23 protein-coding genes are annotated in these 23,695 nt (G+C 67.1%); 2 read left to right on the plus strand and 21 right to left on the minus strand.

The window, feature by feature from the left end; all coding sequences use genetic code 11:
* Positions 1–10: 10 nt before the first annotated feature.
* From BLV60_RS26140 to BLV60_RS26240, 21 genes are all read right to left on the minus strand, one after another.
* On the minus strand, positions 11–487 hold the full coding sequence (locus tag BLV60_RS26140; protein WP_093058207.1) for a hypothetical protein: 477 nt from the start codon (positions 485–487) through the stop codon (positions 11–13).
* The gene (locus tag BLV60_RS26145) at positions 484–1,965 is read right to left on the minus strand and encodes a dicarboxylate/amino acid:cation symporter (protein WP_256329587.1); all 1,482 of its coding nucleotides are present in this window, start codon (positions 1,963–1,965) and stop codon (positions 484–486) included. The genes BLV60_RS26140 and BLV60_RS26145 overlap by 4 nt, the downstream gene beginning before the upstream one ends.
* Positions 1,938–2,672: a cysteate racemase gene (locus tag BLV60_RS26150; RefSeq protein ID WP_093058208.1), complete on the minus strand. Its 735-nt coding sequence runs from the start codon at positions 2,670–2,672 to the stop codon at positions 1,938–1,940. Before BLV60_RS26150 ends, BLV60_RS26145 begins: the two co-directional genes overlap by 28 nt.
* Before the next feature lie 13 nt (positions 2,673–2,685).
* Entirely contained in the window at positions 2,686–3,960 is a 1,275-nt protein-coding gene (locus BLV60_RS26155; protein WP_093058209.1) for a dicarboxylate/amino acid:cation symporter, read from the minus strand.
* A 23-nt stretch (positions 3,961–3,983) separates the two neighbouring features.
* The gene (locus tag BLV60_RS26160; RefSeq protein ID WP_256329588.1) at positions 3,984–5,024 is read right to left on the minus strand and encodes an ABC transporter substrate-binding protein; all 1,041 of its coding nucleotides are present in this window, start codon (positions 5,022–5,024) and stop codon (positions 3,984–3,986) included.
* On the minus strand, positions 5,021–5,248 hold the full coding sequence (locus tag BLV60_RS26165; RefSeq protein ID WP_093058211.1) for a hypothetical protein: 228 nt from the start codon (positions 5,246–5,248) through the stop codon (positions 5,021–5,023). Before BLV60_RS26165 ends, BLV60_RS26160 begins: the two co-directional genes overlap by 4 nt.
* A gap of 17 nt (positions 5,249–5,265) precedes the next feature.
* Entirely contained in the window at positions 5,266–5,655 is a 390-nt protein-coding gene (locus BLV60_RS26170; RefSeq protein ID WP_093058212.1) for a DUF4280 domain-containing protein, read from the minus strand.
* Positions 5,656–5,658: 3 nt separating this feature from the next.
* A complete protein-coding gene (locus tag BLV60_RS26175) occupies positions 5,659–6,384 on the minus strand; it encodes a toxin-antitoxin system YwqK family antitoxin (RefSeq protein ID WP_143042642.1) in 726 nt (241 codons plus the stop codon).
* Positions 6,385–6,397: 13 nt separating this feature from the next.
* Positions 6,398–8,344 (minus strand): type VI secretion system Vgr family protein, encoded by a 1,947-nt coding sequence (locus BLV60_RS26180; protein WP_371127405.1) that lies wholly within the window; start codon positions 8,342–8,344, stop codon positions 6,398–6,400.
* Between the two features lie 3 nt (positions 8,345–8,347).
* Positions 8,348–11,080, minus strand: coding sequence for a type VI secretion system ATPase TssH (tssH, locus tag BLV60_RS26185; protein WP_093058214.1), 2,733 nt, complete (start codon positions 11,078–11,080; stop codon positions 8,348–8,350).
* Between the two features lie 14 nt (positions 11,081–11,094).
* Positions 11,095–12,099, minus strand: coding sequence for a type VI secretion system baseplate subunit TssG (tssG, locus tag BLV60_RS26190; RefSeq protein WP_256329589.1), 1,005 nt, complete (start codon positions 12,097–12,099; stop codon positions 11,095–11,097).
* Positions 12,096–13,877, minus strand: a complete 1,782-nt coding sequence (gene tssF / locus BLV60_RS26195) for a type VI secretion system baseplate subunit TssF (RefSeq protein WP_371127406.1) — start codon at positions 13,875–13,877, stop codon at positions 12,096–12,098. Before tssF ends, tssG begins: the two co-directional genes overlap by 4 nt.
* Before the next feature lies 1 nt (position 13,878).
* Positions 13,879–14,340 (minus strand): type VI secretion system baseplate subunit TssE, encoded by a 462-nt coding sequence (tssE, locus tag BLV60_RS26200; RefSeq protein ID WP_093058216.1) that lies wholly within the window; start codon positions 14,338–14,340, stop codon positions 13,879–13,881.
* A gap of 29 nt (positions 14,341–14,369) precedes the next feature.
* Positions 14,370–14,852: an Hcp family type VI secretion system effector gene (locus BLV60_RS26205; RefSeq protein ID WP_093058217.1), complete on the minus strand. Its 483-nt coding sequence runs from the start codon at positions 14,850–14,852 to the stop codon at positions 14,370–14,372.
* 62 nt (positions 14,853–14,914) lie between these two features.
* Positions 14,915–16,414 carry a type VI secretion system contractile sheath large subunit gene (tssC, locus tag BLV60_RS26210; protein WP_093058321.1) on the minus strand — a complete coding sequence of 500 codons (1,500 nt, stop codon included), beginning with the start codon at positions 16,412–16,414 and terminating at the stop codon, positions 14,915–14,917.
* Positions 16,415–16,474: 60 nt separating this feature from the next.
* Positions 16,475–17,068: a type VI secretion system contractile sheath small subunit gene (gene tssB / locus BLV60_RS26215; RefSeq protein ID WP_093058218.1), complete on the minus strand. Its 594-nt coding sequence runs from the start codon at positions 17,066–17,068 to the stop codon at positions 16,475–16,477.
* Positions 17,069–17,548: 480 nt separating this feature from the next.
* Positions 17,549–17,788, minus strand: a complete 240-nt coding sequence (locus BLV60_RS26220; protein ID WP_007829428.1) for a hypothetical protein — start codon at positions 17,786–17,788, stop codon at positions 17,549–17,551.
* Positions 17,789–17,951: 163 nt separating this feature from the next.
* Complete coding sequence (locus tag BLV60_RS26225; RefSeq protein WP_093058219.1) at positions 17,952–19,094, minus strand: phosphatidate phosphatase App1 family protein; 1,143 nt, start codon at positions 19,092–19,094, stop codon at positions 17,952–17,954.
* Positions 19,091–19,609, minus strand: coding sequence for a dihydrofolate reductase (locus BLV60_RS26230; protein ID WP_093058220.1), 519 nt, complete (start codon positions 19,607–19,609; stop codon positions 19,091–19,093). The genes BLV60_RS26225 and BLV60_RS26230 overlap by 4 nt, the downstream gene beginning before the upstream one ends.
* Positions 19,610–19,628: 19 nt before the next feature.
* Positions 19,629–21,431, minus strand: coding sequence for a M48 family metallopeptidase (locus BLV60_RS26235; RefSeq protein ID WP_093058221.1), 1,803 nt, complete (start codon positions 21,429–21,431; stop codon positions 19,629–19,631).
* Positions 21,432–21,523: 92 nt separating this feature from the next.
* Complete coding sequence (locus tag BLV60_RS26240) at positions 21,524–22,363, minus strand: thymidylate synthase (protein WP_093058222.1); 840 nt, start codon at positions 22,361–22,363, stop codon at positions 21,524–21,526.
* Positions 22,364–22,399: 36 nt separating this feature from the next.
* Between BLV60_RS26240 and nthA the strand changes: the two genes are divergently transcribed.
* Both nthA and nthB read left to right on the plus strand, forming a co-directional pair.
* Positions 22,400–23,029 carry a nitrile hydratase subunit alpha gene (gene nthA / locus BLV60_RS26245; protein ID WP_093058223.1) on the plus strand — a complete coding sequence of 210 codons (630 nt, stop codon included), beginning with the start codon at positions 22,400–22,402 and terminating at the stop codon, positions 23,027–23,029.
* On the plus strand, positions 23,026–23,694 hold the full coding sequence (nthB, locus tag BLV60_RS26250; RefSeq protein ID WP_093058224.1) for a nitrile hydratase subunit beta: 669 nt from the start codon (positions 23,026–23,028) through the stop codon (positions 23,692–23,694). The genes nthA and nthB overlap by 4 nt, the downstream gene beginning before the upstream one ends.
* Position 23,695: the final 1 nt, after the last annotated feature.

Consider the following 23,695-nt stretch of genomic DNA (forward strand, 5'->3'; position numbering starts at 1 on the left):
TCCGGGTTGTTCAGCGTGTGGTCGACACGTCGAAGCTTTGAACGTCGAAGCGGGCGACAACGGCGCCCTTGAGGTCTTCCACCCGCACGCGATTGGCGCCGGGCGTGGTGTAGTTCGCGAAGACGAGCACGGCCGCCACGCGCTGCGAGCCGAAGGCGCTGGAGGGCACGCGAATCGTCTGGCCCGGCACCAGCTCCCACGAGAGGTAAGACAGGCTCTGCGGAAAGGTCTTCTGCAGGTCGGCGCGCGCGCCGAACCACTTGGCTGCGGTGAGCTCGGTGATGCGGGCGAGCATGGTGTCGTCGAGCACCATCACCACGTCGACCGCCACCGGGCTGTTCTGGTTGGCGTCGGGTGAGGCCGACAGCGTGAGCTCGCTCCAGTTCACGCGCGTGCCCTTGGGAAACAGGCTGCCGCATGCGGCCAGCTGCGAGAGCAGCAGCAGGGCGGCGATCCATCTGAAGAGAAGAGTCTTTGTGCGGTTCATCGCGATATTCCAGGGTTCGCCGCGGCCGAAGTTGCATATGCGGCGGAGGGCTGTGCCTGCCGCGCGCCCACGGCAATGCCCATCAGCAAAATCAGCAGGGAGGCCAGCACGCTGCAGCCCGCCAGCAGCATGACGTTGCCGCGCGTGAGCACGAAGCGCAGCGGCTTCGCGGGTGCCACGTCGGCGGCAGGCGCCGTCACGCGCTCCGACGGCAGGCCGGCCGACACGACGGAAATCAGCACGCAGGTGGCCAGCAGCGTCAGCAGGTTGCGCGGCCCCTCGCAGATCAGGTCGATGGCCAGGAACAGCGCCAGCGCGGCCTCGATGGGCAGCTGCAGCATCGCCAGCACGATGCCCGCGTAGCCCACGTTGGTTAGGCTGTTGTTGCCGGCCGAGGCGAAGGCCGCAACCGTCGCGCCCATGCCGATCATTCCGATGTCGGCCGCGCTGAGCGTGCGGTCATAGAGGTTGGCCACGAACAGCGCCAGCAGCACGTAGTACAGCGCCGAGCCCGCGCGCAGGAACACCGAGGCGGTGGGCACCACCAGCTCGACGATGCCGCGGCTGAAGCCCAGGCGCGCGCTCATCGCCTCGATGGTGTGCGGAATGCTGGCAGTGGTGCTCGACGACATCAGGCTTACCAGCATCGGCGTCTTCAGGTGCTGCAGCACATCGGCCAGCGGCTGGTTGCCGCGCTGGTGGATCACCGCGATGGCGCCCGCGGCCAGCAGCGCCACCAGCGCCACGAAGTGCAGCAGGAAGCCGCTCATGGCGCGGATCGTCACCGCGTCGGTCTGCGCGAACACGTGCGCCGACATGCCGAAGGCCACCACCGGCAGCAGGATGTTGGCGCGCGCGATGATGAGTTCGAGCGTGCGGTAGATGCCCTCGAACATGTGGTTGAGCGCGGCGTGCTGCGTGCGCGCCAGCGCGGCAAAGGCCAGGCCGAACAGCAGCGCGCACGACAGGATGCCCAGAGAGCGCCCCTCCACCAGCACGCGGAAGAAGTTGTCGGGCACCAGCGTGACGCGGGGCCGCTCGATGGCCGTTGCCTGCGTGCTGCTGTCGTGCAGGCGCATTTCGAGGTCGCCGCCGTCGCCGGCCTGCTGCACCAGTTCGCCCAGGTGCTCGCGCGATTCGGCGTCCAGGTGCGCGCCCGGTGCGTTCACCCAGCCCAGTGCCAGCCCGGTGCCCGCGCAGCTCATCACCAGCAGCAGTGCAAGGCCCGCGATCATCGCGATGCGCCGTCCCGGAAAGGGCAGCCCCATGGTCTGGCGCAGGCCGAAGAAAGTGGCGACCACCAGCAGCGGAATGGCCGCCATGCTCACGATGGCCAGGTAGACCTGCGCCGCCGTGTACCCCACGTCGCCCACCACGGGCGCATAGACGCCCACGACTCCGCCTGCCGCCATGCACAGAAGCAGGGCGAGCAGGCTGTGGGACATGCGCGTCAGGAAACCCATGTCGGCTTGTTCCATCCCTTGTCGAGCGCGAAGGCGACGGTGGCGCGGGCCAGCTCCAGCGAGCTGTCGATCAGCATCAGCGTGCTGTGCCCGGCGGCGTTCGCTGCCTTCGCGGCGATCGGCAATTCGGTGCAGCCCATGATCACCACGGTGGCGCCGGTGGCGGACAGCGCTTCCAGCGCAAGCTCGAAGGCTGCCGCGCCGGCCTGCACGTCGCCGCCCTTCACGGCGCGGATGCAGGCGTCCACGTGGTCCTGGCCGGTCGTGGCGTCGGGCACCAGAAAGTCGATGCCGCGTTCGCGCAGCGCCTGCTGGTAGAAGCCCGAGGCCAGCGCGCCTCGCGTGGCCAGCACTGCCACCCGCACCGGCCGTTCGCCCGGTGTCGTGGCAATGGCGGCCACGCACGACTGCGCGATGTGGATCACCGGCGCCCGACTGTGCTCGACCATCTGCGCATACCAGTGGTGCGACGAGTTGCAGGGAATCGCGATCACGCCCACGCCGATGTCGTTGAGCACGTCGATGCCCGCGAGCAGCGCGCCCAGCGGGTCGGGCCCCGTGCCCAGGATGGCGCTGGAGCGGTCCGGCACGTGCGGCAGGTTCGCTACGATCACCGGCAGGTGCTCCTGGTCGCGCGTGGCGGGAGTGAGCTGGATGATCTTTTCCATGAAGTCCACCGTTGCCGATGGGCCCATGCCGCCGAGAACGCCGATGCGTGACATGAGTGCGTGCCTTCTAGATCTTCAGTGGCCGGGGGCACACGACAGCGACGGCCGCGGTGTTGCCAATGACCAGCACCAGCGTGCGCAGCATGTCGCACACCGGGTCCACCGCCAGGAACAGGATGAACGCCGCCTCGAAGGGCAGGCCCAGGTAGGTGCAGGTCATGCCGATCAGCGACACCGTCACCAGCCCCGTCATGCCCGCAGAGGCAAAGCCCGCGAGCACCGACGATGTGAGCACGATGCCGATTTCCACCGGCGACAGCGAGCGCCCGTAGATCTGCGCGATGAAGAGAGTGGCGCACACGTAGTACACGACGGGCCCGATGCGCAGCAGCGACACCGTGAGCGGCACCAGCAATTCAACCCGTGAGCGCGCGAAGCCCAGCCGCGTGACCAGGCTCTCGATCATGATCGGCATGCAGGTGGCGCTGCTGCGCGTGGCCAGCGCCAGTGCGAAGGGGCCACGCATGGCGTTGAGCGTCTGCCCCAGCGTGCCGTTGGAGCGCTTCCAGATGATGACGCACGCCACCGCCAGCAGCACCGTCGACACCACCAGGAAGGCCAGCACGAAGGCGCCCATCGCGCGCAGCGGCTCGATGCCCGTCTTGCCCAGTTGTGCCGCGCTCATGCAGAACAGCACCACCGGCAGCGGAAAGCTCAGCCAGCGCATCAGCGTCTGGCAGGCGTGATAGACGGTTTCGAGCGCCTGGGTCAGCCCGTCTGAAATGCGCGTGGGCACGTGCCCCACCGCCAGGCCGAACAGCAGCGCGAACACCAGCGTCTTCAGCGTGTCGCCGTTGGCCAGGGCCGTGAAGATGTTGGCGGGCACCAGGCTCACCAGCATGTCGGCGAAGCTGGCGGTTTTCTTCACTTCGTCGGTGCCGCGCAGGCTCATGGCCGTGTCGCTGGCGCTCAGGTCGCCGCCGACGATCTGGCCGAAGGTCTGCATGGTGCTGGCCGGCAGGTTCTCGCCGGGGCGAAGCAGCAGCAGCGTGGCCGCGCCGGCAATGGCCACGAAGGCCGAGAACGCGAGGAACACCAGCGCCACGCGGCCCAGCAGGCTGGCCGTGCCGCCGTCGCGAAACAGCCGCTGCAGGCTGAAGATCACGGCCGAGACCATGAAGGGCAGCGTGATCATCTTCAGCAGGTCGACGTAGATGTCGCCCACGAAACTCAGGGTGGTCGCGAGCGGGGGTGCGAGCATGCCGAAGGCCACGCCGGCCCCGAGGCTGATGATCACGACCCAGGGGTTGAGGACGAAGGCGTAGAGCTTGGAGGAATTCATGATGGGTGCGTGTTCTTTGCGGCTCAGCGGTCGAGTGCCTGCAGCACCTTCTGGATGTCCAGCTTCTCGGTGCGCTGGGCGAGGAACTGGTTGACGTAGGCCAGCAGCGTGGTGTCGGTCACGGCAACGCCGATGCCGAGGGTGTCTTCCAGGTCCTTCAGCGTCACGGTGCGCAGCACGAGCGATACGGTCGGGTCGGCCTTGAGCACGCGCTTGACCTCGAACTCGTCGCGATAGGCGCTCACGATCTCGCCCTTGTGCAGGGCCACCAGCACCTCGTTCCAGGTCGGAAACTCCTGCACCTTGGCGTGCGGGAAGTTGGTGCGCGCGTAGTCCGCGAAGGACGACTTGGCGATCACGCCGATGCTGCCGTTGAAGTTGCGGATGACCTCCGGCAGCGGGCGCCCGTGCGAGAGCTGCGCGAACTTCACGCGGTTCAGGATCAGCGAGTGGTTCAGCGTGAGGTAGGCGTCGCTGAACGCAATGGTCTGCGTGCGCGCCAGCGTGCGCGACAGCTTGCTGATGGCCAGGTCGGCCTGGCCGTTGGCCAGCAGGTCGACCACCGCGTTGAAAGTGCCGGCCTCGCGGTTGAAGCGCAGCTTGACGCCCAGTTCCTTGGCGAGCGACTGCGCCAGGCCGACCTCGAGCCCGGTCCACTGGCCGGCGTCGTCGAAGAAGAAGAACGGCGGCGTGTCGACCTTGAGCATGGCCACCACGAGCTCGCCGCGCGTCACGATGCGCGCGATGTCGGGCGCGAGCAGGCGGCCGTCGGGTACGCGCACGAGGCCGTTGGTGAGCACGGGTGCCGGTGGCGCGACAGGGGCTGCCGGCTCGACCGGAAACGCGGGCGCGGGCGCGGGCGCCGCGGCGGCGGGCGCGGCGAGTGCGGCTGGCACGGCGATCACGCCCTGCGCCACGGGCCGTTCGCCCGCCGCGCTGGCGGAGCCACCCGCGCAGAGGCCGGCCAGCGCCAGCAATGTTGGAAGGGCGAGGCGACGCAGCGCGCTGTGCATGCCCGTGAGGTGTCGTGTGTTGTTCGACATGCTTTGATCTACTTTGGTCATTGGGTGGAGGCGGCGGGAGCCGGCGCGGCTGTGGGGGCAGGTGCGGGAGAGGGCGACTGCAGCGGCGCAGGCGCCACGGCGGCGGGAGCCGAAGGGATGGGCGCAGGCGCCAGCAGCTTGCCGATCTCCACGCCCATCAGGAACAGGAGGACGCACAGCAGCACCAGGCAGGTCACCGTGATGGCGACCATGCGGGAGCTCATCGTGAAAACGTATTGCGACATGAGTAAGTAGGGATCGGTCAGGGAACCATTGAAGTGAACTGCCCCGGCACGACGACCTGGATCACGCCACCCCAGTTGCATGCGAGCTTCGAGCTGTCCTGCAGTGCGGGCATGCTGCCGACCAGCACCGTGGGCGAGCCGGGTGCCCAGGGCGCGGCCGTTACCGGAATGCAGGGCATCGGCGTGAAGGCGCCGAGCGCGGCGGCGGTGGCCGCGGCCACCATCGGGTTCGACATGCTGTTGCAGGTGCCGAAGGGCAGGATGTTGGCGATCGGCTTGTTGTCGATGATGGTGGCCGCCGGCACGCCACTGGTGACCACTGCGTTCACGGGCAGCACCACGAGGTTGGAAGGCGCGGCGCCGAAGCTGCACTGCAGCGTGGCCCCCATGCAGACGTGCATGCCCATGGCTCAGCCTCCCCTCACGAGTTTTTCCAGGCTCTTCATGAAGCCCGGCGATGCGGCTGTCTCCACGACCTCGTGGCCGGCCTGGTCGAAGCGGCGCGGGTTGCCGTGCGGCTTGCCCTGGCGGTACGCGATTTCTTCCATCAGCTGGCCGTTGGGCCAGAAGCGCCGCAGCGGGCCGTGCAGCACGCTGGCCACGTAGGTGGACGACTGCGCCACGCCGCCGCTTGCCAGGTAGTCGAGCACTTCGCCGTCGAGCAGGCCGGCGCGGTACTGCTCGCGTCGCACCATGCGGCCTTCGTTGTAGTAGGTGGCTTCGCCTTCGAGGCGGCCGGCCACGTAGCGCAGCCGCGCTGTGACATCGCCCGATTCGGCGTACGCCACGGCATCGCCATGCAGCGTGCCGCGCACGTGCTGGTGTGTCTGCATGAGCTTGCCGCTGGGGTAGTAGCTGCGTGTGGTGCCTTCGGCCACGCCGCCGAAGCGCTGCGTTTCCTGCAGCAGCTGGCCGCGTTCGTCGAACAGGCGCATGGCGCCGTGCGGCACGCCGGCCTGGTAGGAGGCCTCCATTGCCGGCTTGCCCGCGGCCGAGAACACCTGCATCGGCCCGTGCGGAACATCGCCCAGGAAAGACGCGCGCACCACCGTCTGGCCGGCGCCGTCGAGGGCTTCGCGCACCACGGCCTCGGGCACCGAGGCCAGGTCTTTTGTTGGGAGAGAAGGAAGTGCCATGGTGTTCAATCGTTCAATTGATCTTCACCAGCCCGCCCTTGAGCGTGACCATGCCGCCGCCTTCGACGGCGTTCATGCCCGAGGCCTTGCTGCTGATCGAGGGCGCCTCGTTCGACAGCGAGGCGCCGCCCTTGGCCGACAGCGCCACGCCGGCCTCGGCCTTGAAGTTGACGCCGGCGTTGGCGCCCAGGTCGGTGCCGGCCTTCAGGTCCAGCGTCTGGGCCGACTTGATGAGCAGGGTGCCTGTCACGTCGATCACCAGGTTGCCCGTGACCTTGAGCTCGTAGTTGCCGGTGACCGTCTGTGTGAAGTTGGCCTTGTTGTCGTGCGTCTCGTTGCCTGTGACGTCCAGCGCGCGCGTGCCCTTCACCGAGTGGGTTTCGTTGCCCGTGTCGACCTTGACCGTGCGGTTGCCCTTGGTGACGGTGTGGAGTTCGTTGCCGGCCATCACCGTGGTGGTCAGGTCGTTCTCGATTTCCACGCGCATGTCTTTCTGGGCGTGCAGGTAGAACTCTTCGGAGCCCTTCTTGTCCTCGAAGCGCATCTCGTTGCCCGCGTCGCCGGTCTTGGTCGAGCGCGATCGGATCGTGCTTTGCGACGACATGCCAGGCAGGGTGACCGGCGTGGGGTTCGTGCCGTTGTAGACGCTGCCCGAGACCAGCGGCCGGTCGGGATCGCCATCGACATAGCTCACGACCACCTCCTGTCCGATGCGCGGCAGGAAGAGAGCGCCCCAGCCCTTGCCGGCCCACATCTGCGAGACGCGGATCCAGCACGAACTCTTGTCGTTCTTCTTGCCCAGCTGGTCCCATGGAAACTGCACCTTGATGCGCCCGTGCTCGTCGGTCCAGATTTCTTCGCCGGCCGGGCCCACCACCTGCGCCGTATGGTTGCCGGCCACCACCGGTCGCGGCGTGCGGCGTTGCGGGCGGAAGGGCAGGTCGGGAGGCAGGGTCTCGAAGCTGTTGCTGTAGTGCTCGCGCTCGGCGTGGTGCCGCACGCTGTACACCACGTGCTTCACGTTGAGATCCTCGCGGGAATGCTCTTCCAGCGTGAAGGTGGTGCCCGGCGTCAGGTAGTGGCAATGGCTGTCGCCGCGGCCCGACTGGCTGCCGGCCTGGTGCATTTCCAGGCGGATGCGCGCGCGCGCCGCGCCGGCCGCCGCTGGCACGCGCGAGGGATATTCGTAGTCAAGGCCGCGCCCGATCTTTCCCTCGTGCTGCTCCCGCAGATCGGTGTCGGGCGTGAGGAAGTCGTAGTCGTCCACCGCCTGGTCCTTGGTCACCAGCCGGGCGTCCGACTCGAAGCGGGTGACGGCATGGGTGTGCGCGTAGCCTTCCTCGCTGCTGCGCATGACGAGCTTTTCCGCGTGGGGGCAGGGCATGCACGCCGAGTTGCTGTCGGCCAGCACCAGCGTGTGCGCGCCGTCCGCGAAGGTGAAGAAGTAGAAGATGCCTTCCTCCTCCATCAGGCGCGAGATGAAGTCGAAGGCTGTCTCGTCGTAGCGCACGCAGTATTCGCGAGGTGCGTAGGTGCCCTGCAGCTGCGTGCTGAAGGCCACGCCGAATTCGCCGAGCACCTTCTGCAGGATGTCGGGCGTGCTCATGCTCTGGTAGATCACGCGGTCGCGCCCCAGCGTGAGCAGCCACATGCGCGGCACCAGTTCGAGCGAATAGGTCGCGAAGTCCCGGTTGCTGCCCAGGTAGGTGAAGCGCGAGACGATGCCGTTGAAGAAGCGGGTTTCCTTCTCGGGCCGCTGCAGCACAACCGTGGCCGAGGTGCCGATCAGGTCGTCGGCTTTCAGCGCGCTCGAAGGGGAACGCATGGTGAGCGAGCACGCGAACAGCTGCGACAACCCCTCGGCGGCCTGGAAGGCGTCGAGCAGCAGTTCGTCCGGCCCGAGCACGGTCTTCACCGTCAGGAAGGCGGCGTGCTGGGTGAAGCCTTCGCGCATGTTCATCTATCAGCTCAGCGTTGCCGGTTCGAAGCTGAAGGCGAACGCACCGTCGCCGTCCATGCCCATGTGCACCGCGGTGAACGCGGCGGCCATCGAGATGCGCTCCAGCACCTGGCGCGAAAGCTCGGGCAGCACCGCATGAGCCAGGATGTGGTCGATGTTGCGCGCGCCGCTGTCCACCTCGGTGCAGCGCGCGGTAATGGCGTCTTCCACCTGCACGTCCCACGTGAAGGTCGCGTGGTGGTTCAGCGCGAAGCGCCGCGCCAGCTTGCCGAGCTTGAGGTTCACGATCGAGCGGATCTGCTCGTCGCCCAGGTGGTGATAAGGCACCAGCGCCAGCCGGCCCAGGAAGGCGGGGCTGAACTGCTTGAGCAACTCGGGGCGCAGCCGCTCCACAAGCTCCTCGGGGTCGGGCCTGCGGCCGCCCTGCGAGGCCTGCGTGATCACGTCTTGCGCGGCGTTGGAGGTGAGCAGGATCAGCGTGTTCTTGAAGTCGATCTGCACGCCTTCGCCGTCTTCCATGGTGCCCTTGTCGAACACCTGGAAGAACAACTCCAGCACGTCGGGGTGGGCCTTCTCCATTTCGTCGAGCAGCACCACGCTGTAGGGGCGGCGGCGCACGGCCTCGGTCAGCACGCCGCCGCGCCCGTAGCCCACGTAGCCGGGCGGCGCGCCCTTGAGGCTGGAGACGGTGTGCGCCTCCTGGAACTCCGACATGTTCACGGTGATGACGTTGCGCTCGCCGCCATACAGCAGGTCGGCCAGCGCGAAGGCCGTCTCAGTCTTGCCCACGCCGCTGGGGCCCACCAGCATGAACACGCCCACGGGCTTGCCGGGGTCGTCGAGGTCGGCGCGGAAGGTACGCACGCGCCGCGCGATGGCGTCGAGCGCATCGTCCTGCCCGACCACGCGCTCGGCGAGCTTCTCCTTCAGGTTGAGCACCGTGTGCAACTCGTCGGTCATCATCTTGCCGACCGGGATGCCCGTCCAGCCGGAGATGACTTCGGCCACCATCACGCCATCGACGCACACGGGCACCATGGGCTCGTCGCTCTGCAGCGCCTCCAGGCCTTTCTCGAGGCGGCGCAACGCGGCGGTGAGCAGCGCGGGGTCGTTCTCCTCGTCGGGCGGCGGTGCGTTGTCGCGCAGGCTGTCAGAAATCTTGCGGCGCAGCGCGACGATTTCCATCACCGCGTGCTTCTCTTCGTCGACCTTGTCGGACAGGCGCTTGTGCTTCTGGCGCAGCACGTCGAGCCGCGAGGTGAGCGCGGCGATGGCGTCCTGGTGGTCGCCACCGGTGGCGGCCTCGTGGCGCAGCACGCGCAGCTCGCTCTCGCCCGTGGAGATGTCGCGCGCGGCCGATTCGAGCTCGGCGGGCAGACCGCTCTGCCCGATGGCCACGCGCGCGCAGGCGGTGTCGAGCACGCTGATGGCCTTGTCGGGCAGCTGGCGGCCGGTGATGTAGCGGTGCGAGAGCTTGACGGCCTCGCGCACGGCGTCGTCGACGATCTCCACGCCGTGGTGCTTCTCCAGCGTCTCGACCATGCCGCGCAGCATGTCGATGGCGACTTCTTCGCTCGGCTCCTCGACCTTCACGACCTGGAAGCGCCGTGCCAGTGCAGGGTCGCGCTCGACGTATTTCTTGTACTCGGCCCAGGTGGTTGCCGCGATGGTGCGCAGCTCGCCGCGCGCGAGCGCAGGCTTCAGCAGGTTGGCCGCGTCGCCCTGGCCCTCGGCGCCGCCCGCGCCGATGAGCTGGTGCGCCTCGTCGATGAACAAAATCACCGGCGTGGGCGAGGCCTTGACTTCGGCAATGACCGACTTGAGCCGGTTCTCGAACTCGCCCTTCACGCCGGCGCCCGCCTGCAACAGTGCCAGGTCGAGCGAGCGCACAGACACCTGGCGCAGCGCGGGCGGTACGTCGCCCTGCACCACGCGTTGCGCGAAACCTTCGACCACGGCCGTCTTGCCGACGCCGGCCTCGCCGGTGAGGATGGGGTTGTTCTGGCGGCGGCGCAGCAGCACATCGATGATCTGGCGGATCTCACCGTCGCGACCGCGGATGGGGTCGATCGCGCCGTTGCGCGCGAGCTGCGTCATGTCGACCGTGTACTGGTCGAGCGAAGGCGTGGCCGAGTTGTTGCGGCGCGCGGTGGGCATTTGCAGCGGCGGAGCACCGGCGTCTGGCGCCGATGGCGCAGCCGACTGGTTCGCGGCAGGCGCCGAGGCTATCGGTGCGGCGGACAGTGCCGAGGCGGCCGCATCCTCGGGCGACGACTGCAGCAGGCCGGCGAGTTCGTCGCGCAGCGTGCCGCGCGGAATCTGCAGCAGCGCGGGCGCGGCATCGACCAGGCGGCCGCGCAGGCGGTCCACATCGAGCAGCGCCAGCATCAGCGTGCCCGAGCGGATGTGCTGCTGGCCCAGCAGCATCGAGCTCATGAGCCACGCTTCCTGGAACAGCGGCGCGAAGTCGGGCGTCAGGCTCGGCGTGCGGCCGTTGCCACGCTTGAAGGTGTCGAGCGACTTCTGCAACTGCGCCTGCACGGTGTCGGGGCGCAGGCCAAAGCGGCCGAACACCAGCCGCAGGTCGGGTGCGTCGTTGTCCACCAACTTCAGCAGCAGGTGTTCGAGGTCGACGTTGTAGTGCGTCTGCTGCACGCACAGCTCGGCGGCCTGTTCCATGGCGCGCTTGCATTCCGGGTTGAGCCGGCCGAGCAGGGTGCGGATGTCGATGTCCATAAGGCGTGTTCGGGTCAGGCGCCGGGCGCGTCGCCGCCGTCGCTGGTCAAGGTGTGGTGAACGGGCGGCAGTGCGCCGCGGAAGGTCGGGCCCGCGACCCATGAAGTCCAGCCCAGTCGCATCGGGTTCGCGGCGCCGAGCACGCTGCTGCGCAATTCGGTGGGCGCGAGGCTCAGCTCCATCTCGACCTTCAGGTCTTGCGGGATGAAGCGGCGCACCAGCCATTTGGCGAGCGCATGGTCTGCGCCGCGCGGCAGCAGGGCGCGCAGGCGCTGCTGGCTCAGGTTGCTGAAGGTGAGGCGGATGCCGGCGCCCTGGTCCCACACGCGCTTGCCGAGCACGGCGCCGCCGCCCAGCGGCGTGCGCATGTCCAGCCGCGCCGAGGCATCGGGTTCCAGTGCGAGCCAGCGGCCGCGGAACTGCGTGCCGTGCACCTGCACGCCGAGTCGGTCGCGCAGCAGGGCTAGCAGCGCGGTCATGCCGCGTGGCGCGCCGCCGAGCAGACCGGCATGGCGCAGCCACAGGGCGGAGCCATCGGGTGCGCGCACACCGGCGCGCAGGCCCAGTGCGCTGGCTGCATCGAGCGTGGACGCCAGCGTGGAGCTCGAAGGCGACTGCGGGTTGAGCGCCACGTGGTGCTTGCGGCGGCTGCGGTACAGGAAGGCCAGGAAGCGGTGATTGAAGATGTCGAGGAAGTCCCCCGTCGCGTGGTCGCGCTGCTGCCGGCGCTCCAGCAGCATCTCGGTGAAGGGCATCGGCAGCGGGCCGCCGCTGCCGCCCAGCGAAAGGGCGGGCGTGGTGAGCTCGAAGGGCTCGCCGGTCGATGCGTCAGTGCCGACTTCGCGCACGTCGCTGGCCTCGAACGCCAGCGTGACGAAGGCATGCAGCCGCACGGCCTCTCGTTCGCGCGGGCCTTGCGAACGGCCCACAGGCACCGCCTCGGGCGCGGCGCGCTCGAGCAGGCTGATGGCCTGGAACAGGTTGAAGTCCTGCGGGCGGGCGGTGAGTTGTTCGATCACAGAACCACCTGCCGGCCCGTCATCGGGGCCCACTGTTTTCTGACCTCTTCGCCGTTGCGCACCACGAGGCGAACGAAGGAGTTCACCGAGGTGTACATCGCGAAGAAGCGCGCGAGAACGGCCGACATCATGAGAGGCGAGCCGCCGACGAAGGCGTCGTCCTCGAATTCGAGCGTGACCTGCGTGCCGCGGCAGTAGCCGCGCCAGGCTTCGGTGCCCACGTGGGCGGTGACGCCCCGCGCCGAGAGCCCGGCGATGCCGCGGATCTGCGCATGGTCGCGCCGGCTGTCGGAAGCGAACAGCAGCAGCATCTCGCGAAGTTGCTCGCGGCCGGTGGAGCCGTCCACCAGCGACTGATGGTTGAGCGTGAGCAGCGACACCAGCCGCCACAGCGTCTCGCTGCCCAGCGGCGGATCGCGTTGCGCGGTGGGCTCGTACAGGCAGCGCACTTGCGTGGGCTGCGACGGGCCTTCGGCCACCAGGCGCGCGCCCACGGGCACCTGCTCGGCCAGCCGCCGGTTGGTGCACAGCAGGTGCGCGTAGACCACCGGTTGCGCGGGCCGGCTGTGCGTCTTGCCCTGGTCGACGAAGGACAGGAACACGTCGGTGCCGGGAATGCTCTGGCGCAGGCAGGGCTCGCGCCGCGCGGCCCAGAACACCGCGCCACCCTGCGCGCCCTGTGCACCGTCCACATGGCCCAGTGCGGCGAAGCCCGGCACGTCGACGGGTTTGTCGGCGTCCGGGTCGGAGGCGATCACCGAGACGATCGAATGCACTTCGGTGGTGGCGTCGCGCTGGCGGTCGGGCACCAGCATGTATTCGTAGTGGCGCTGGTCCATCACCAGCGGCTCGCTCACGCGCGGGAACAGGTTGACGATGGGCGTGCAGCCGAGCTGGAAGTTGTCGGCGTCGATGTGCCGCAGCACCCTGGTGGTGCGATCGAGCTGGAACACCAGCTCGCAGCTGCGTCCGCGGCCCAGGCGCGCGCGCAGGTGATGCAGGTCGAAGAAATGAAACTTGCGCGGAAACGCGAAGTACTCCTGCAGCAGGCCATAGGCGGGCTGTGCGTTGGCGGGCTGCGGCAGCACTTCTTCGCCTTCGGCAAAGCCGACCTCGCGCCATGCGTCGGCCGGCAGCATCTGCAGCGCGCCGCCTTCGGGGGTGATGCCTACCGACTTCACGCCCGACACCAGCGCGTCGTACAGCGGCATCGTGGTCATCCAGTCGCCTTGCAGGTGGATGCGCAGGCTGTCGATCTCCAGTTCGGAGAAGTCGGCTTCGGTATTGCATTCGAGCCTGAGCCGAAGCACGGCGTCGGCGTCGATGGCGGCGTGCGCGATGCGCAGTGGCCACAGCACGGTGTCCCACGCAGTGCGGAAGCGGCACTCCTGCGACTGAGTGGCTTGCGTCCTCGCATGCAGCATGGTGTGGCGCGGCACGCGAAAGCCCGCCGTGACCTTGCCCTGCGCCGGATCGAGCCCGAACTGCGCCACCGACATCGAGGGCAGCGGCTGCACCAGCGACGGGCAGAGGTTGTCGAGCAGCGCGTAGGCGACGTCGGGAAATTCCTGGTCGAGGTCGCGATGCACGCGCGCCGACAGGAAGGCCACCGACTCGATCAGTCGTTCGGTGTGCGGGTCGAGTGACTCGCCGCCGTGCAGCGAGAGGCGCGAGGCGACCTTGGGATAGCGCTGGGCGAAGTCCGACCCCTGTCCTCGCAGGTAGGACAGTTCGCGCTTGTAGTACTGCAGCAGGTCGCTGTGCTGGATGTCGGACACGTCAGGCGATCTTCATCAGGCTGTCGGGCGTGCCGAGCAGCATTTCGAAATCCACGTGGCGCAGCGCGAGCCCGGCCCGCGCCTGCGCGCCGATGCGCACCAGCGCCACTTCATGCCGGTTGGGCGTGGCGCTCACTTGCACGCTCACGTCCGTCAGGCGCGGCTCGTAGCGCTGCACCGCCTGGCGCAGCGTGGCAGCCAGCTGCTGCAAGTCGGCGGCGTTCTGCGCGCTGAGCGCGGAGAAATCCGGAATGCCGTACTCCAGCACCGTGCCGCTGCCCTGCGCATAGTCGGCAGCCGACAGCGGCGAGCGCGTGTTGAACAGACGGCGCAGCTCACGACCGATGGAGTCCTGCAAGGACTCCATCGTTTCGAGATGAGCAGCGCCGCGGGCGTGCTCGGACGGCGCCGACGCCAGCCGGTCGAACAGGGGCGCGACGCCCCCTTTGATGAGTTCGGACACGGTAGGCGCCGGGTGTCAGCGTCGAGCCGTCATGCGACCGCGACGTTCTTCGAGAGATCCCAGCCGAACGGTGCGATGCCTTCCTGGCCGCCTTCTTCCTTCTGCTTCGTGTACTCGACCTTGATGGCCGCGTAGTTCAGGGAGACGCTTTCCTGCGGCAGGTCACCGCCGCTGGAAACGGAGAGGCCGCTGAGGATGACGTCGGTCAGGGTCACGACCATCAAGGGCAGCAGGCCGCTCTTGTCTTCGCGCGGGAAGGTGATGATGGTGTCGCCCGCGAACACCTCGCCACCGGCGAGCTTCTGCAGCAGCTGGGGCGTGGCCGAGTCGCTGGTGCGGGTCACGGTGATTTCGGAGAAGCTGGGCTTGCCCGCGGTGCGTTCCTGGTTGGAGGTGCCCGCCGTCACGGCGAGGCCGGCGCCGAACTGGAAGCTCTGGACTTCCAGTTCGTCCTTGTGGCCCTCGATCTGGGTTTGGCCGGTGACACCTGGGATCTTGAGATAGATAGGCATGTGAATGTTCTTTCAGTAAATCTGTTGGTTCGTCTGTCGATGCAGATGAATGAAGGGGGCGATCAGGCGGCGGCAGCCGGCAGGTCGGCCACCAGGCGGATCGAGGCCGAGAGTTCCTCGAGCTGGAAGTGCGGCTTCAGGAAGGCGATGGCGCGGTACGAGCCCGGCTTGCCCGGAACTTCGGTCACGTCCACGCGGGCTTGGCTCAGCGGGTACTTGGCCTTCATGGCCTGCGGCGCCGAGGGGCTCACCAGCACGTAGTTGGCAACCCAGTTGTTCAGGTGCTTCTGCATGTCGGCCTGCGTCTGGAAGCTGCCGATCTTGTCGCGCACGATCACCTTCAGGTAGTGCGCGAAACGCGAGGCCGCCAGGATGTAGGGCAGGCGAGCCGAGACTGCCGCGTTGGCGTTGGCCGAATCCTTGTCGTACACCTTGGGCTTGTTCACGGTCTGGCCGCCGAAGAAGGCCGCGGTGTTCGAGCCCTTGGAGTTGACGATGGCGATGAAGCCGAGGTCGCTCAGTTCCTTTTCGCGGCGGTCGGTGATGGTCACTTCCGTCGGCGGCTTCAGGGCGATGTCGCCTTCGTCCGTCTTGTAGGCGTGAGCCACCATGCCGTCGACCTTGCCGCCGCCTTCGACGCCGCGGATGGCCGTGGTCCAGCCGTACAGCGAGTGAGCCTGCGTGATGCGAAGGCCCAGCTGGTAGGCCGCGTTGGCCCACAGGTACTTGCCGTGGTCGGTGCCGTCCACGTCTTCTTCGTAGTTGAAGTTCTCGACGGGAATGGTCTTGGCACCGTAGGGCAGGCGAGCCGCGTAGCTCGGCAGCACCAGCGAGACGTAGCGCGAGTCTTCCGATTCGCGGAAGCCGCGCCACGAGGCGAGCTCGGCGCTCTCGAAGGTCTTGGACAGGTCGCGCGGAATGCCGAGTTCGGTGAACGACTTGAAGTCGAACAGCGCGGGCGCGGCTGCTGCGATGAAAGGCGCGTGCGCGGCGGCGGCCACGCGGGAGATGCGCTCCAGCAGGGCGATGTCCTGCGGGTGGCGGCCGAAGTAGTAGTCGCCGATCAGCAGCGAATAGGGGTGGCCGCCGTAGGTGCCGTATTCCTCTTCGTAGATCTTCTTGAAGAGCACGCTGGTGTCGTGGTCGACGGCGGTCTCCAGGTCCTTCAGCAGGTCCTTCTTGCTCACGTTGAGCAGGCGCAGCTTCAGGTTGCTGCCGGTCTCGGTGCCGGTCACCAGGTCGTGCAGGCCGCGCCAGGAGGCTTCGAGGGCCTGGAACTCGGGGGCGTGCAGGATCGCGTTGAGCTGGTCGGTCAGCAGGCGGTCGATTTCGGCGACGCGCTCGTTGATCAGCGTGACCACGCCCTTGTCGGGGCTGGTCTTCATGCCTTCGTCGAGGATCTGCGAAGCCAGCTGACCGATCAGCTTCTTCGCGTAGGCGCCCTGCGAAGGCTCGGTCGTCATGTTGCCTTCGAGGACGATCTTGTCGAGCAGACCGAGGTCACTGGTCGTGACGGTGGTTGCTGCGCTGCCGGCTTCAGCGGCTTTGGATTTGTTGGCCATCTCTATCACCATTCAAAAGTTGCCGGGTCGCGCCCGAAGGGCTGCGGCCGGCGTGGTTGATCACGCTGCCGGTGCTTCGGCTTCGGGGGACGATTGGGTTTCCGCAGCCGCTTGCGGGGCTGCGGCTGCGGCCGGGGCGGCTTGCGCTGCTGCGCTGCCGGCTTCGGCCCTGGCCTGGCTCTGGACCGTCTTCAGGTCTTCGGTGTTCAGCAGCACGCGCTCGAGCAGGTCGTCGAGTTCGTCGTTGCCGTCGAGCTTGGCGAGCAGGTCGCGCAGTTGCTGGCGGGCTTCGAGCAGCTTGGCCAGGCGGGGCACCTGGTCCACGATGGCTTCGGGGTGGAAGTCGCTGAACTCCTTGAAGTTCAGTTCGATCTTCAGGTTGCCTTCGCCCTTCATGGTGTCGGGCACCGAGAGGTCGAGGCGGGGGGTGATGTTGCCGAGAACTTCATCGAAGTTGTCGCGGTCGATCTCGACGAAGCGGCGCTCCTTGAGCTTCGGCAGTGGCTGTGCGGGCTGGCCCGACAGGTCGGCCAGCAGGCCCACGACCAGCGGCAGCTCTTTCTTTTCGACGGCGTCGCCGATCTCCACGTCATAGGTGATCTGGACGCGCGGCGGACGATTGCGTCCTACCCAGTTTTGCAGGCTATTCGACATTTTTCGCTCTCAGAAAAGGTTGAATTGACAAGAACACACGTTGAAATTTCTCGACGCTCGTCGCCTGGTTGGGGCGGTGCGCGGTCCGTTGCCGTTGCAGTCCCGGCATGCATCAAAGACGGATGGAAGATACAAATCGAGATATTTGCTAACAATCCCCAGAATTGGGGAGGGGTCCCACATGCGCTGGACAAACCTCAACAAAAACAAGTGCCTGAGCTTTGTAAAGTTACATAAATGAGGGTTTTGTCACGCAAATAGGCAGCCGAATGCTGGGCAGACGCGCCCGCCGGCGCATCGGACCAAAGTTCAATGACAGGAAGGCGGGGGCGGTGCTATCGCGCGCGTGCTCCCGCGTGCGCGGGATGGCGCGATGTGTAACCGGAATGGAGGACCCGGGGAACCCGGGTGAGCGCAGCGCGAGGCCGCGTCAATGGCGCGAACGTCGCGGGCTTCGTGCGAAGCCGCGAGGGTGCCTTGCTAGAGCTCGATGAATGCCGAAGTGGCTTTGTTGAGTGCCAGCTTGCCCTTGGCGGTGATCGATTCGACCTGGGCCAACTGGCGGATCGCGCGCGCATCGGGGGCGCGGTCCGAAGGCGGAATGAATGCAGTCACCAACTCTGCCGCACGCAGCACGCGCAGCCTGTCGATGTCAGCCGGCGTGTGAATAACGTATGGCAATTTCTGCTCGGCGATAACCCGTAGAAATTCCATGGACATGAGCCGTCTCCTTTTGGTTGAGGGCGTTTACGGCATTGTGCGCACAAACAATTAGCGCTGTCTAAACCCTGCGCCGCGCATGCCTTTCCTCGGGTGTACCGAAGTGTTCCTTTCGCGCTGCTGGAGCCACGAAGGCGCCAGTTTGTTTCCGGTAACTCGGCGGCTAGTTGAGCGCTTGCACGGGCCACGCCGTGGTGTCCGGCATCACGATGTGCCATCGCACCGGATCGATGCCTTCGAAGGTCGCGCGATAGCGATCGGAGGTGCGGCCTTCGCCCGTCACGTCGCGGATCACGATGCTGTCGATGCGCTGCGGATGCGAGTGAAACGTTTGCGCGTAGATCTCGGGGTCGGCTTCGCCAGAGTCACCCACCAGCACGAAGCGGCGCTGCGGAAATTCGGTGAGCAGCCGGTTGATCACGCCGAGCTTGTGCTCGCGCGAATCCTGCTCGCCGGGAATCAGCGTGCGCCACGTGGTGCTTTCGCGCAGATGCATGCTGCCCGCGGGAAAGTCGGCGTTGCGGATGAAATCCGAGAGCGCCGGGTAGAGCTGGATCGGACTCGCCGAAAGGTAGTGGAAGCGCGTGTCGGGCGTCTTCGCCAGCGCGCGATACCAGGCCGCCATGCGTGGCGCGGCCTCGAAGCGGCGCGCGAAAGTGTTGAGCAGCATCTCGCGCCGGTCGCGCACCTGCGTGCGCTTGATGGTGTCGTCGATGTCCGAGATGACCGACACGCCCTGCGCGGGCACGACCAGCGCATGGCCCCTGAAGCGATGCAGCAGCTCACCCGGGCCGGTCACGCCATGGAACTGCACCCACTCCTGCGGTGATGGCGAGGTTGGCAGCAGTGGCGCGCGCGGTGCGTCGATCACGATGCGCAGGTTGCTGCGGCCGTCCTTGCCCGATGGCGGCATCGTCACGCGTGCGGGGCTGCCGTCGAAGTCGACGTCGATCACCTTGTCTTCTTCCGACTCCGCATGGAACAGCGCGGTGCGCTGGTTGAAGCGCAGGCGCGCGGCGGGCGAGAGCTTCTTCAGGCTCAGGCCGAGGTAGCGTGCGAGGGCAGTGTTGAGCCCCCAGCGATGCTCGCGCTCGAAGATCCACGCGTGGATATCGACTTCGAGCCGGCCGTCGACGGTGGGGCGCGCCGTGCCGGTCATGAAGAGCGCTTCTTCGTCGGGCTCCAGCGGCTCTGCTGCCTGCACCGCCTGCAGTGGCGCAAGGCCTGCGAGCAGCGCTGCGCCCGCCACCAGCGACCGGCGCCGCAAGTCCGGCACGGGCGAGCGGTGCGGGGCGCTGTCGCTCATTTCTTCGTGGGGGCGACGCGCTCGTAAGTCACGAAGCTGAAGCCCAGGCCTTCCTTGGCGGAGACATGCGATTCGCGTTGTGTCTCGCGCCACGCGGCGGCGTCGAGTTCAGGAGCGTAGGCATCGCCTTCGTAGTCGCGCGCAACCTCGGTCACCACCGCGCGTTGCGCAAGCGGCTCGGCCTCGGCGTAGATCTGCGCGCCGCCGATGACCCACACGGCCTCGGGCTTCGATGAAGTCGATTCGCAAAGCGACAGCGCCTCTTGCAGGCTGCTGGCGCGGAGTGCGCCTTCGGCCTGCCAATCGGCCTGCCGCGTCACCACGATGTTCTGCCGGCCCGGCAGCGGCCGGAAGCGTGGCGGCAGCGAGTCCCAGGTCTTGCGGCCCATGATCACCGGTGCGCCAGCGGTCTGCTGCTTGAAGTGCGCCATGTCCTCCGGGATGTGCCAGGGGATCGTGTTGTTCGCACCGATCACGCCGTTGGCGGCGCGGGCGAAGATGATGTTGATGTTCATGGCAGGCAAGGTATCAGCTTCAGAGCGAGTCGATTTTGATCACGTTCGCGTTGATGGTACCGGTTGGCTTGTGGAGTTCGCAGCCCGGTACGCCCATGAAGCGTGCCAGCAGGCGCGGGTTGATGGGCTCTGTGTCGAAGTAGACGGAGAGCCGCAGCAGTTCGTTCGGAGGGCAGAGAGCCGCGAGGTACGTCGCATACCGGGCGGAGAGCGCATCCTCGTCGAGGTCGTCCGCTTCCAGCTTCGCATGGTGGACGCGCGCGATCAGCAGGTTGATGTCATAGATTTCGCCGGTCTCGCTGGTCATGCGCGTGCGCGCCACCCAGCAGCCATCGAGTGCTTTTTCCTCGCGCAGCACCTCGGACAGCAGCTGTGCGGCCCAGGGTTGCAGCGGCGTGAGGGGCACGTCCATCAGGTGGCGCCAGAAGCCTTTGCGCAGCAATCCCTGCTTCTCGACCGCAAGGTCCCGGCGCTTCGAGAACTCGTGGATCTCGTCTTCGGTGCCGTGCAGATGTACATGCGAAAGGATGGCTTCGTAGCCCGGCACCGCAAGGCGCCTGTCCAGCTTGATGGCCGAACGCACTTGCGCAATGCCTTCGGGCCGCGCGCGATTCAGCAGCGCGAGGCCGAGGCCGTACTGGGCCAGCGCGTCGGCTGCATGCGTCTGGGCGTGGCGTTCGAGTGCTCGCAGCGTGTCGTCGGAGGCCTTGATCTCGTCTTCGGACTGCAGGTGCGCAAGTTCGACGGAATCGTCACCGGCCGCGTCTGCGAGCCGACGTGCCTGCAGTGCACCCAGTCGCAGATGACGCAAGCGCCATGCCGGCGCCTTCTGCTCGCACCATCGCGCATTCGCTGCATTGAGTTGCGTGGGCCAGTCGGCCCCCAGCAGTTGTTGGCCGGCACAGTCTGCCGGTGTCCAGTCGGGCAGATTCAGCGACGCGCCTATGGCTTCGATGCGGTCATCGAGGCTCGGATGGGTGTCGTGCACGCGCCGCGGCAGGCTGCGCGCCTCTTCCAGCGCGGCCTGCAGTTTGTCGGGGGCGGTGTCGCGCACGAAGGCCGCAACGAAGTCCCAGAAGGCTGCCGGTGCATGCGGCGATTCGGCCTGCAGTTCGTTGAGCTTGCGGCGCAGGCCGTGGCGCATCAGGCTCCCGGCGATGTCCAGTTTGATGAGGGCCTGTGCGAGGTGGCTGCTGCCCGTCGCTCGCACCGCCAATTCATCGGCCTCGAACTCGCAGACGCGCGAGCGGCTCGCCGACATGCGCATGAAGCGCGGCAGGAAGGCCGAGGCAATCCACCGGCGCAGCCGATCGAGGCCAGAGTCTTGTTTTTCGTCGCTGTTGAGGTAGACACCCCATTTGGCGCGGACGTTGTAGATCCAGTGCCCCAGGCGGCCGTGATGGCGCGAGAAATGCCCCAGCTCGTGTGCAATGACCGCGGTCGCCTCGTCCTTCGACAGCAGCTTCAGGAGCGGCACGCCGAGCACGAGTGTGCGCTGGCCGCCGACCAACGAGAGCAGCCCGCCGGACAGGTGGGCCGCAGCGTTGAGGTCTTCGCACAGCATGACGCGGTGGATGGGAGGCGCATCGAGTTTCTGGCGCAGCCCGTCGAGTGCTTCGAACAGCGCGGGTGCTTTCTCGCGCGGCAATTCGATGCCGGAGATGTCGAGATTCGGCTGGAAGATCCACCAGACCCACACGGTGAGGGCCGAGCCAACTACTGCTGCTGTGGTCGGTCCGAGAAAGACCGCCTGGAGAATGATCATCGGCGCCCATCCCAGCAACGAGGCTGCCAGGAAGGTCAGCTCGGCGGCCACGGTCATTGCGACGAGGCCGGCACGCTCCGCGAATGGACGAGGCGGGACTGTGGCTCCAGCCGCGGTGCTCCCCGGCGTGGCGGGAAGGGCGTCGGGCTTCACACCGCCACGGGCGCCTTGATCGGATCGCCGTGCCGGTAGTCCAGCACTTCAAAGTCTTCGTACTGGTAGTCGAAGATCGACGCCGGCTTGCGCTTGATGTTCAGCGTCGGGTACGGGTACGGCGTGCGGCTCAGTTGCAGCGCAACCTGGTCGGCGTGGTTGCTGTAGATGTGGCAGTCGCCGCCGGTCCAGATGAAGTCGCCCACGTCGAGGTCGCACTGCTGTGCCACCATGTGCGTAAGCAGCGCGTAGCTTGCGATGTTGAAGGGCACGCCCAGGAAGATGTCGGCGCTGCGCTGGTAGAGCTGGCAGCTGAGCTTGCCGCGCTCGCCTTCGGCCTGCGGCGGCGCCACGTAGAACTGGAAGAAGGCATGGCAAGGCATCAGCGCCATCTTCGACAGCTCGGCCACGTTCCACGCGCTCACGATGATGCGGCGCGAATCGGGGTTGGTCTTGAGGGTCTTGATGACGTCGGAAATCTGGTCGATGTGGCCGCCATCGGGCGTGGGCCAGCTTCGCCATTGCACGCCGTACACCGGGCCCAGGTCGCCGTCTTCGCGCGCCCATTCGTCCCAGATGGTGACGCCGCGCTCCTTGAGCCAGTTGTTGTTGCTCGATCCGGTCAGGAACCACAGCAGTTCCTGGATGATGGACTTCAGGTGCACCTTCTTCGTGGTGACCAGCGGGAAGCCCTCGTTCAGGTCGAAGCGCATCTGGTGGCCGAACACGCTCTTGGTGCCGGTACCCGTGCGGTCGCTCTTGAAGACACCATGGGTGTCGACATGGCGCATGAAATCTTCGTACTGGGAGCGGACGGGGCGGGTGGGCGAGGTCATGTTGGGAATTTTACGGGGCGGCGCTAGCATTGGCCGATGACCGGTCATGACCACTCCCACGGACACAGCGAACTCGGCGAGATGGACCTGCGCGTCCGCGCCCTCGAAAGCGTGCTCACCCAGAAAGGCTACATCGACCCCGCCGCACTCGATGCGCTGATCGACACCTACCAGACCCGCGTCGGCCCGCGCAACGGCGCACGCGTGGTGGCACGGGCCTGGGTCGATCCGGCCTTTCGGCAGTGGCTGTTGGCCGACGCCACGGCGGCGATCACCTCGCTGGGCTACACGGGCCGGCAGGGCGAGCACATGGTGGCGGTGGAGAACACAGACGAGCTGCACCACATGGTGGTCTGCACGCTGTGCAGCTGCTACCCGTGGCCAGTGCTGGGCCTGCCGCCCACCTGGTACAAGAGCGCGCCGTACCGCTCGCGCGTGGTGAAAGACCCGCGCGGCGTGCTTGCCGATTTCGGCACGACGCTGCCCGAGGCCACGCGCATCCGCGTGTGGGACTCGACCGCCGAGGTGCGCTACCTCGTGATTCCGAAGCGCCCCGCCGGAACCGAAAGCCTGGGCGAAGACGAACTCGCCGCGCTGGTCTCGCGCGATTCGATGATCGGCACGCGGCTGGTCGAGTTGCCTGCCGAAGAGGGGAGCGCCGCATGAGCTACGTCACGAAAGCCGACCTCGGCGGCCAGCCGGGTTTCGGCAAGGTGGTGCCGGAGTCCGAGGGCGAACTCTTTCATGCGGCCTGGGAGCCACGCGCCCTGGCGCTCGTGCTGGCCATGGGCGCGACCGGTTCATGGAACATCGATGCGAGCCGCGCCGTGCGTGAGACGCTGCCGGACTATCGCGACCTGAGCTACTACCAGATCTGGCTCAGTGCACTGGAGCAACTGATGCTGCAGCGCGGGCAGGTCTTTCCCGACGAGCTCACGAGCGGAGAAATGCGCCACGCGCCCACGCCCGTGGCCCGCGTGCTGCAGGTGGCCAACGTGCCAGCCGTTCTCGCCAAGGGCTCGCCGACCGAGCGGCCGGCATCGGCCCCGGCGCGCTTTGCCATGGGCCAGCCGGTGCGTATGCACCACCTCGGCAAGGTCGACCATCACACACGGCTACCGGGCTATGTGCAGGGCAAGCGCGGCACCATCGTGCACGTACATGGCGCACATGTGTTCGCCGACAGTCATGCGCAGGGGCTCGGCGAGCAGCCGCAGTGGCTCTACACGGTGGAGTTCGATGAAGCCGAGCTTTGGGGCGACGAAGCGCCGCGCCAGAACCTGTCGGTGTCGGTCGATGCGTGGGAAAGCTATCTGGAGGCCACGTCGTGAG

The sequence above is a fragment of the Variovorax sp. YR634 genome (genome assembly GCF_900106655.1).
GTDB lineage: Bacteria > Pseudomonadota > Gammaproteobacteria > Burkholderiales > Burkholderiaceae_C > Variovorax.